Origin of the sequence: Amycolatopsis sp. SID8362 (assembly GCF_010550475.1) — a bacterium.
Classification (GTDB): domain Bacteria; phylum Actinomycetota; class Actinomycetes; order Mycobacteriales; family Pseudonocardiaceae; genus Amycolatopsis; species Amycolatopsis eburnea.
Map to the genome: position 1 here is coordinate 1 of NZ_JAAGNB010001422.1, position 8,189 is coordinate 8,189.

The 8,189-nt window shown below is 69.6% G+C and carries 8 protein-coding genes and 1 pseudogene; 3 read left to right on the forward strand and 6 right to left on the reverse strand.

The window, feature by feature from the left end:
• A partial coding sequence (locus tag G3I65_RS43855; protein ID WP_160701340.1) for an SdpI family protein occupies window positions 1-353 on the reverse strand: 353 nt, incomplete at its 3' end.
• A 65-nt stretch (window positions 354-418) separates the two neighbouring features.
• Between G3I65_RS43855 and G3I65_RS43860 the strand changes: the two genes are divergently transcribed.
• The 3 genes from G3I65_RS43860 (at window position 419) to G3I65_RS43870 (ending at window position 5,402) form a co-directional block, all read left to right on the forward strand.
• A complete protein-coding gene (locus G3I65_RS43860) occupies window positions 419-1,579 on the forward strand; it encodes an esterase-like activity of phytase family protein (RefSeq protein WP_160701341.1) in 1,161 nt (386 codons plus the stop codon).
• A 154-nt stretch (window positions 1,580-1,733) separates the two neighbouring features.
• Window positions 1,734-4,574: a leucine--tRNA ligase gene (gene leuS, locus G3I65_RS43865; protein WP_160701342.1), complete on the forward strand. Its 2,841-nt coding sequence runs from the start codon at window positions 1,734-1,736 to the stop codon at window positions 4,572-4,574.
• 90 nt (window positions 4,575-4,664) lie between these two features.
• On the forward strand, window positions 4,665-5,402 hold the full coding sequence (locus tag G3I65_RS43870) for a 3-oxoacyl-ACP reductase family protein (protein ID WP_160701343.1): 738 nt from the start codon (window positions 4,665-4,667) through the stop codon (window positions 5,400-5,402).
• On the opposite strand, the gene G3I65_RS43875 is transcribed toward G3I65_RS43870, so the two are convergent.
• The 5 genes and pseudogenes from G3I65_RS43875 to G3I65_RS43895 form a co-directional block, all read right to left on the reverse strand.
• Complete coding sequence (locus G3I65_RS43875; protein WP_160701344.1) at window positions 5,399-6,136, reverse strand: TetR/AcrR family transcriptional regulator; 738 nt, start codon at window positions 6,134-6,136, stop codon at window positions 5,399-5,401. The two genes, G3I65_RS43870 and G3I65_RS43875, sit on opposite strands and share 4 nt — an antisense overlap.
• A gap of 72 nt (window positions 6,137-6,208) precedes the next feature.
• Window positions 6,209-6,829 (reverse strand): DUF3558 domain-containing protein, encoded by a 621-nt coding sequence (locus G3I65_RS43880; RefSeq protein WP_160701345.1) that lies wholly within the window; start codon window positions 6,827-6,829, stop codon window positions 6,209-6,211.
• Window positions 6,826-7,227 carry a hypothetical protein gene (locus G3I65_RS43885; RefSeq protein WP_160701346.1) on the reverse strand — a complete coding sequence of 134 codons (402 nt, stop codon included), beginning with the start codon at window positions 7,225-7,227 and terminating at the stop codon, window positions 6,826-6,828. The genes G3I65_RS43880 and G3I65_RS43885 overlap by 4 nt, the downstream gene beginning before the upstream one ends.
• Window positions 7,224-7,967 (reverse strand): ESX secretion-associated protein EspG, encoded by a 744-nt coding sequence (locus tag G3I65_RS43890; RefSeq protein ID WP_160701347.1) that lies wholly within the window; start codon window positions 7,965-7,967, stop codon window positions 7,224-7,226. Before G3I65_RS43890 ends, G3I65_RS43885 begins: the two co-directional genes overlap by 4 nt.
• A pseudogene (locus G3I65_RS43895) lies at window positions 7,964-8,189 on the reverse strand (hypothetical protein); the annotation flags it as partial. The gene G3I65_RS43890 and the pseudogene G3I65_RS43895, both read right to left, overlap by 4 nt.

Below are 8,189 nucleotides of genomic sequence, written 5' to 3' on the forward strand. Positions count from 1 at the left end.
GGCGCCGCCGGAGCCGGCGCGGGCACGGTCAGCGCGGCCCGGGTGCCGAGCACGCCACCGCCCATGACCAGCAGCACCATGGCGAGGATGCCCGCGAGCGCGGCGGAGATCAGGCCGCCCGTCGTCGGCATGGCCAGCCCGGCCAGCCCGGTGAGCACGGCGATCGCGCCCCCGGCCATGGTCGGCAGGCCCGCGACGCGGTTGGCCAGCTTGAACGCCTCTTCGCTGCGCAACGCCGCCTGCGTGCGCACCCCGGTGCCGCCTTCGCGCGTCAAGCGCTCGCGGAACCCGAGGAACCCACCAAAACCGACGAGCAGACCCAGCACGACCGGAACCAGCGCGATAGCGAACACGGGTCAAGGATAAGCGTGACGTCCCGGCAACCTGCCGGATACCCTGATCGACTGTGCTACAGGCCATGTCACCGCGTGTACTGCCCACCGTCCTGACCGCTGCCCTGATCGGGGGAATCCTCGCCGCGGCGCCGGCGAGCGCCACCGAGAGTCACCAGCGGCCCGTCCGGCTGCTCGGCGAGACGATCGTCCCGAACGCCCTGCAGTTCCAGGGCACGACGGTCGGCGGCCTGTCCAGCATCGACTACGACCCCCGCACCGGCGGTTACGCGCTGATCTGCGACGACCGGTCGGCCATCAACCCGGCCCGCTTCTACACCGCGACCTTCCCGGTGTCGGCGGACGGCATCGGCCCGGTCACCTTCACCGGCACGAAGCCGTTCCTGCGCCCCGACGGCACGCCGTACCCGCCGCTCGCGCAGAACGACCCGTCGAAGCCGCAGAACGAGCAGACGATCGACCCGGAAGAGCTGCGCGTCGACCCGTGGAGCGGCGACTACTACTGGTCGCAGGAGGGTGAGCGCACCGCGACGACGTTGATCGATCCATCGATCCGCGAGGCGCGCCGGGACGGGAAATACGTCCGCGACCTGCCGATCCCCGCGAACGAGAAGATGACGCCGACGGCCGGGCCGCGGCAGAACCTCGTCCTCGAGGGCATCACGTTCACCGGCTTCGGCTCGCTGCTGGCCAGCGAGGTCGAGGGCCCGCTGCTGCAGGACGGCCCGGAGGCGACCACGACCACCGGCGCGCTCTCGCGGATCACCCTGCAGTCGCGCTTCGGCCCGGTGCTGGCGCAGTACGCCTACCCGCAGGAGCCGCTGTTCGCCGCGCCGGTGCCGCCGACGGCGTTCGCCACCACCGGCGTCTCGTCGATGCTGGCGGTCGACCAGGCCGACCCGACGAAGTTCCTGATGATGGAGCGCTCGTTCAGCACCGGCGTCGGCAACAAGGTGCGCGTCTACGAGATCGACACCAGCGGCGCCACGAACGTCCTGAACGTCAAGTCCCTGGCCGACGCCAAGCACGTCAAGCCGGTGAAGAAGCGGTTCCTCTTCGACGCCGCCGACCTCGGCCTGTCGACCGTGGACAACCTGGAGGGCATGACCTGGGGCCCGAAGCTGCCCAACGGCGAGCGCAGCTTGATCATCGTCAGCGACAACAACTTCTCCGCGACCCAGGTGACCCAGTTCGTCGCACTGGCGGTCCCCTCCGAACGGCTTTGACCAGCAAGTTACGATGTGCACATGAACACGGCTCGGCTGCTCCTTAGCCTGCCGCGCTGACCGGGCCCGGCCCGGCCGGCGCGGCGACCCCTCATGCCCTGGTGGCTGAGGGGTCGAGTTGTTTCTGGAGCGGCTCGACACGAAGGAAGACGGCATGACTGAGGCGACCGGGACCGACGTCCCCGCGCACCGCTACACGGCCGCGCTGGCGGGTCAGATCGAGCAGCGCTGGCAGGACCACTGGGCCGACCAGGGCACCTTCCACGCGCCCAACCCCGTCGGGCCGCTCGCCGTCGAGGGGCAGCCGGTGCCCAGCGACAAGCTGTTCGTCCAGGACATGTTCCCGTACCCGTCGGGCTCCGGCCTGCACGTCGGGCACCCGCTGGGCTTCATCAGCACCGACGTCTTCGCCCGGTACCACCGGATGATCGGGCGCAACGTGCTGCACACGATGGGCTTCGACGCGTTCGGCCTGCCGGCCGAGCAGTACGCGGTCCAGACCGGGCAGCACCCGCGCAAGACGACCGAGGAGAACATCCGGACCTACCTGCGCCAGATCCGGCGCCTGGGCCTGGGCCACGACGAACGCCGCCGCATCTCCACGATCGACCCCGAGTACTACCGCTGGACGCAGTGGATCTTCCTGCGGATCTTCAACAGCTGGTACGACACCGAAGCCGGCAAGGCGCGGCCGATCGCCGAGCTGGAAGCCGCGTTCGCGGACGGCTCGCGCCCGACGCCCGACGGCCGTGAGTGGGCGTCGCTGAGCGCGTCCGAGCGGAAGAAGGTGATCGACGACCACCGGCTGGTGTACATCTCCGAAGCGCCGGTCAACTGGTGCCCGGGCCTGGGCACGGTGCTGTCGAACGAAGAGGTCACCGCCGAGGGCCGCAGCGAGCGCGGCAACTTCCCCGTCTTCCGCCGCAACCTGCGCCAGTGGATGATGCGGATCACCGCGTACGCCGATCGCCTGGTCGACGACCTGGACCTGCTGGACTGGCCGGAAAAGGTCAAGTCCATGCAGCGGAACTGGATCGGCCGCTCGCACGGCGCCCGCGTCACGTTCAAGTCCGGCGAGGACGCGATCGAGGTCTTCACGACCCGGCCGGACACGCTGTTCGGCGCGACCTACATGGTGCTGGCGCCGGAACACCCGCTGGTCGACAAGCTGGTCACGGCGGAGTGGCCCGAGGACGTCGATTCTCGCTGGACCGGTGGCGCCGCGACGCCCGCCGACGCCATCAAGGAGTACCGCGTCGCCGCGTCGCGGAAGTCCGAGCTGGACCGGCAGGAGAACAAGGAGAAGACCGGCGTCTTCACCGGCGCGTACGCGACGAACCCGGTCAACGACAAGCAGATCCCGATCTTCGTCGCCGACTACGTGCTGATGGGCTACGGCACCGGCGCGATCATGGCCGTGCCCGGCCAGGACGTGCGCGACTGGGAGTTCGCCGAGAAGTTCGGCCTGGAGATCATCCGGACCGTGCAGCCGTCGGAAGGCTTCGACGGCAAGGCGTTCACCGGTGACGGCCCGGCGATCAACTCCGGCTTCCTGGACGGCATGGACGTCGCCGAGGCCAAGAAGACGATCATCGACTGGCTGTCGGAGAAGGGTGCCGGCACCGGGACCGTGCAGTACAAGCTGCGCGACTGGCTGTTCTCGCGCCAGCGCTACTGGGGCGAGCCGTTCCCGGTGGTCTACGACGAAAACGGCGAAGTGCACGCCGTGCCCGAGTCGATGCTGCCGATCGAACTGCCCGAGGTCGCCGACTACTCGCCGGTGACGTTCGACCCGGAGGACCGCGACTCGATGCCGTCGTCGCCGCTGGCGCGCGCGACGGACTGGGTCGAGGTCGAGCTGGACCTGGGCGACGGCGTCAAGAAGTACCGCCGCGACATCAACACGATGCCGAACTGGGCGGGTTCCTGCTGGTACCAGCTGCGCTACCTGGACCCGACCAACTCCGAGACGTTCTGCGCGCCGGAGAACGAGCAGTACTGGATGGGGCCGCGCCCCGGCGAATACGGCGCGGACGACACCGGCGGCGTCGACCTGTACGTCGGCGGCGTCGAGCACGCGGTGCTGCACCTGCTGTACTCGCGGTTCTGGCACAAGGTGCTGTTCGACCTGGGCCACGTGACGTCCAAGGAGCCGTACCGGAAGCTGTTCAACCAGGGCTACATCGAGGCGTACGCGTACACGGACGCGCGTGGCGTCTACGTTCCGGCCGAGCAGGTAGAGGAGCGCGACGGGAAGTACTTCTTCGAGGGCGAAGAGGTCACCCAGGAGTACGGCAAGATGGGCAAGAGCCTGAAGAACGTCGTCACGCCGGATGAGATGGCCGAGAACTACGGCGCGGACACGTTCCGGTTCTACGAGATGGCGATGGGCCCGCTGGCCATGTCGCGCCCGTGGGCGACGAAGGACGTCGTGGGTGCGCACCGGTTCCTGCAGCGGCTGTGGCGCCTGGTCGTCGACGAGAACACCGGCGAGCTGCGAGTGTCCACTGAGGACGCCACGGAGGCGGACCGCAAGGCACTGCATCGCACTATTGCCGGTGTCCGCGAGGACTACGCGGAGATGCGGTTCAACACGGCCGGCGCGAAGCTGATCGAGCTGAACAACCACGTCACCAAGGTGTACGGCGCGGCCGCGTCGACGCCGCGCGAGCTGGCCGAGCCGCTGGTGCTGATGCTGGCGCCGCTGGCCCCGCACCTGGCGGAGGAGCTGTGGCACCGGCTGGGCCACGCGGACTCGCTGGTGCAGGGCCCGTTCCCGGTGGTGGACGAGAAGTACCTGGTCGAGGACTCCGTCGAGTACCCGATCCAGGTCAACGGCAAGGTCCGGTCCCGGGTGACGGTCGCGGCTTCCGCGTCGCAGGACGAGGTCCAGGCGGCGGCGCTGGCGGACGAGAAGGTCGCGGCCATGGTCGGCGGTGGCTCGCCCCGCAAGGTGATCGTGGTGCCGGGGCGGCTGGTCAACATCGTCCTGTAGCGCGCTGTCGGAAAGCCGCCGGTGCTTTTCCCCGGTTCTCGATTTGATTGAGCAGTCAACGAAAACTGTTCGATCGAAGGAGAACCGGGGATGACCCTCGACGGCAAGGTGGCGCTGGTGACGGGCGGCAGCCGGGGCATCGGCGCGGCCACGGCACTGCGGCTCGCCGAGGACGGCGCGGACGTCGCGCTGACGTACGTGCACAACGCCGCGCGGGCGGCCGAGGTGGTCGACCAGATCAAGAACCTCGGCCGTCGCGCGCTGGCGATCCAGGCCGATTCGGCGGACGCCGCGGCGGTTTCGGCTGCCGTTTCGGCTGCGGTGGCGGAGTTCGGCCGGCTGGACGTGCTGGTGAACAACGCGGGCGTCGGCTTCGTCGGCGCGTTCAGCGAGACGTCGCTGGAGGACGTCGACCGCGTGCTGGCGGTGAACGTCCGCGGCGTGTTCGCGGTGACCCAGGCGGCGGCCGGCGTGCTGAGCGACGGCGGCCGCGTGATCACGATCGGCAGCTGCGTCACGGACCGCGTACCCGGCCCGGGCATGGCGCTGTACGCGACGAGCAAGGCGGCGATGCTCGGCCTGACCAAGGCGCTGGCGCGCGAGCTGGGACCGCGCGGCATCACGGTCAACCTGGTCCACCCGGGCCCGACGGACACGGACATGAACCCGGCCGACGGCCCGTACGCGGCGGACCAGGCCGCGATGACGGCGTTCGACCGCTACGGGAAGCCGTCCGAGGTCGCGGCGGCGGTGGCGTACCTGGCTTCACCCGGCGCCGAGTACGTGACGGCGGCGGTGCTGTCGGTGGACGGCGGCCACGCGGCCTAACCGGAGTAGAGCCCGATCTCCCGGGCGAGGTCGATGAGCACGGCGTCGAACAGGACGTCCGGCTTGGACATCGGGATCGGGTAGTTGCCGAAGACCTCGAGCGTGACGTGCCCGTAGAGCCGGGCCCAGAACTGGATCATCAGGTACGTCACGCCGAGGTCGATCTTCTCCACCGGCACGCCCTGGTCGGACTCGACGAGCACGGTGACCAGCGATTCCTGGAACGTCTTGAGGTCGTCCCGCAGCTCGTCGGGCACCCCGCTGGCCGAAGGAAGCACGATGTCGTGCCGCGCGAGCACCCGCCCCGCGGCGGCCAGGAAGATCCGCCCGAACGGCTCGTCGACCCGGCTCAGCGCACTCCCGGCGGTCGACCCCACGCCCCCGGTCGGCGAGGCGAAGACGAGCGTGAATTCCTTCGTGTGGGTGAGCGCCCACCGCCGGAACCCCTTGCAGATGGCGAACAGCTGCAGCACCCCGTCATCCGGCAGCTCGGCGATCTCCTCGGCGAGGTCGTCCGCCAGATCGGCGCAGACGTCCAGCCGCAGGTTCTCGACCAGGTCATCCCGCGACTCGTAGTACCGGTAGAGCGCGGGCGCGGTGATCCCCAGCTCCCGCGCGATGGCGCGCAGCGTGACCGCCTCCGGCCCCTGCTCGACGAGCAGCTTCCGGGCGGTCCGCCGGATGTCCTGTTCGGTAGCCGCACGCGCGCGACCCCTCCGCGTGGGGTGGCTCATCCGAACAGTCTAGGTGCTTACTACGACAAGTCTTGCATTAACGCGATCTCCGTCGTAACGAAAAGGTGCAGCTCAGGCCCGCGCCTTGAGGTTGGTCAGCACCGTGTCGGCGACACCGCGCCCGAGCTGGCAGGCGTCCTTGCCGGCTTGAACGGCCGAGTCGCCGATGCTCAGCGAGACGGAGTAGGCCAGCTCATCGGAGATGCCGACGACTACTACACAGGTCCGGTTGTCTGTCGACCCGACGTCCACGTAGCCGACCGCGGGATAGCCCTGGACCGGCTCCAGGTCGTCGACCCATCGCTTGGCCTTCGGCTTTTCGTTCTTGTAGGTGAGGCTGAGGCCTTCGTCGTTCTTGGTCTCGTAGATGACCAGGATGCCGGCGCTGCTTCCCGAGGTGCTGCCCCAGTCGCACATGGGACCCAGCTCCGAATCCTTCGGTTTCGGGGAACCGTGCTGGCCGAGGTAGCCGGTCAGCTGGTCCGCGGTGAAGGCCGAATCGCACGGGTTGCCGTCCAGCACCTTGGCAGGCAGGGGGTCCGACACCTTGGGAGCACCGCTGTTCGGCAGTTCCGCGCTGCTGGTCGGCGCCGCCGAAGCGGTGCCGGGTGTGCGTCGTTCACCCGTGCAAGAGGTGAGTAGCGCCGTGCCGACGACCACCGCGGTGGCACCGACGAGAACTCGTCGAATCATTCGAGCGACCCCTTGATCGTTTTCGTCGAATCCGCGGCTTGCTGGTCAGCCGCTTCGGTGATGCCGAGGGCTTGGCTCAATCGCCGGATCAATTCCTTGTAGTAGTCCAGCTGGTATTGCAGGTGGCCCTGGTAGTAGCGCCCGGCTTCGTTGACCCCGTTCGGGCCGAGCACCGCCTGCCGGCTGACCGGCTCGTCCGCCGGCGGTTTCGCCTGGCTCAGCCCTTCGGCGGCTCGCATTTGTTCGACGACGCTGTCCTTCTGGACCTCCGCCTTCTTGAGCATCGCCCGCATCTCGTCCGAGCTCATCGCGAACCCCTGCCCACCCGCAGGCGGCGGCCCCGCGCTCGGCAGGTCCGTGGCCCAGAAGCCGATCCCGCTGAAGATCGAGCCCGTCATCGTCCTCCCCCCAACCCGTTCAGGGTCGCGTACAGCACCTCGGTCAGCGCACCCCGGGTCCCCGGCTGGAAGCTGACCATCCGCTCGCGCCCCGGGTACACGTACGTCAGCACCCGCCCGGTCCCGGCCACGTCCACCGCGGTGATCGGCGCGCTGCGAGAACCCCGGTTCACGGCGTAGCACTGGTGCAACCCCGTCCGCCGCGCCGCCATCAGCCGACGCGCCCACGGCAACGGGTCGTGGCCGCAGTCGGAAGTCGGGTCGTCGAGGTCGTAGGACTCCTCCACCGCCCGGCCCGAGAACCGCGCCTCCGGGATCGACGCCGCCGAAATCCGCGCCGGTGGTACCGGCGGCAGCACGTCCACCAGCGACTCCGCCGGCCGCGACGGTTCCACGACGTCGATCCGGACCGTGTCGTCCTTCCGGATCAGCCGGAGGGCGTCCGGACCGTCGACGGACACGAGCACCGCGCCCGACTCGTCCGCTTCGATGTCGCCTAGCCACGCCGTGAACTGGTGGGCGCCCTTCGCCAAGACGCGCAGGACGTCGCGGAACTCCCGCGTCATCGTGCCGCCCGCCGCGAGCCGGAGCGACGTCAGGACGTCGAGGACATTGTCGTCGAGGCGCTTGCGGGTCTCGTCGCCGAGCCAGAGGTTGTCGGCGCCGAGGACCGCGGGCGGCGGGCCGTGCCGTTCCCACTCCCATGCGGTGAGCAGGGCGGTCTTGGGCAGGAAGATCACAGCCCGATCACCGGCGGCACCGTCCGCTCGTCGGACCCGCCGAAGACGCTCTCCGGATCGGCTTCCACCAGGTAGGACGCGCGCTGGTGCTCCGCGTCCTCCTCGCCTTTGCCGCCCTTCGCGCCCTGGCCCATGCCGCCCATCCCCGGCGACCCCGGCTTGCCCGCGGTGCCGCCCCGGACCCCGCCGGCCGCACCGGGACGTCCTTCGCCCGGGGCGCCG

Excerpts from the sequence above, each read along its gene's own strand:
- G3I65_RS43860 (WP_160701341.1), top strand. The coding sequence starts at position 419 with ATGTCACCGCGTGTACTGCCCACCGTCCTGACCGCTGCCCTGATCGGG.
- leuS (WP_160701342.1), top strand. The coding sequence starts at position 1,734 with ATGACTGAGGCGACCGGGACCGACGTCCCCGCGCACCGCTACACGGCC.
- G3I65_RS43870 (WP_160701343.1), top strand. The coding sequence starts at position 4,665 with ATGACCCTCGACGGCAAGGTGGCGCTGGTGACGGGCGGCAGCCGGGGC.
- G3I65_RS43875 (WP_160701344.1), bottom strand. The coding sequence starts at position 6,136 with ATGAGCCACCCCACGCGGAGGGGTCGCGCGCGTGCGGCTACCGAACAG.
- G3I65_RS43880 (WP_160701345.1), bottom strand. The coding sequence starts at position 6,829 with ATGATTCGACGAGTTCTCGTCGGTGCCACCGCGGTGGTCGTCGGCACG.
- G3I65_RS43885 (WP_160701346.1), bottom strand. The coding sequence starts at position 7,227 with ATGACGGGCTCGATCTTCAGCGGGATCGGCTTCTGGGCCACGGACCTG.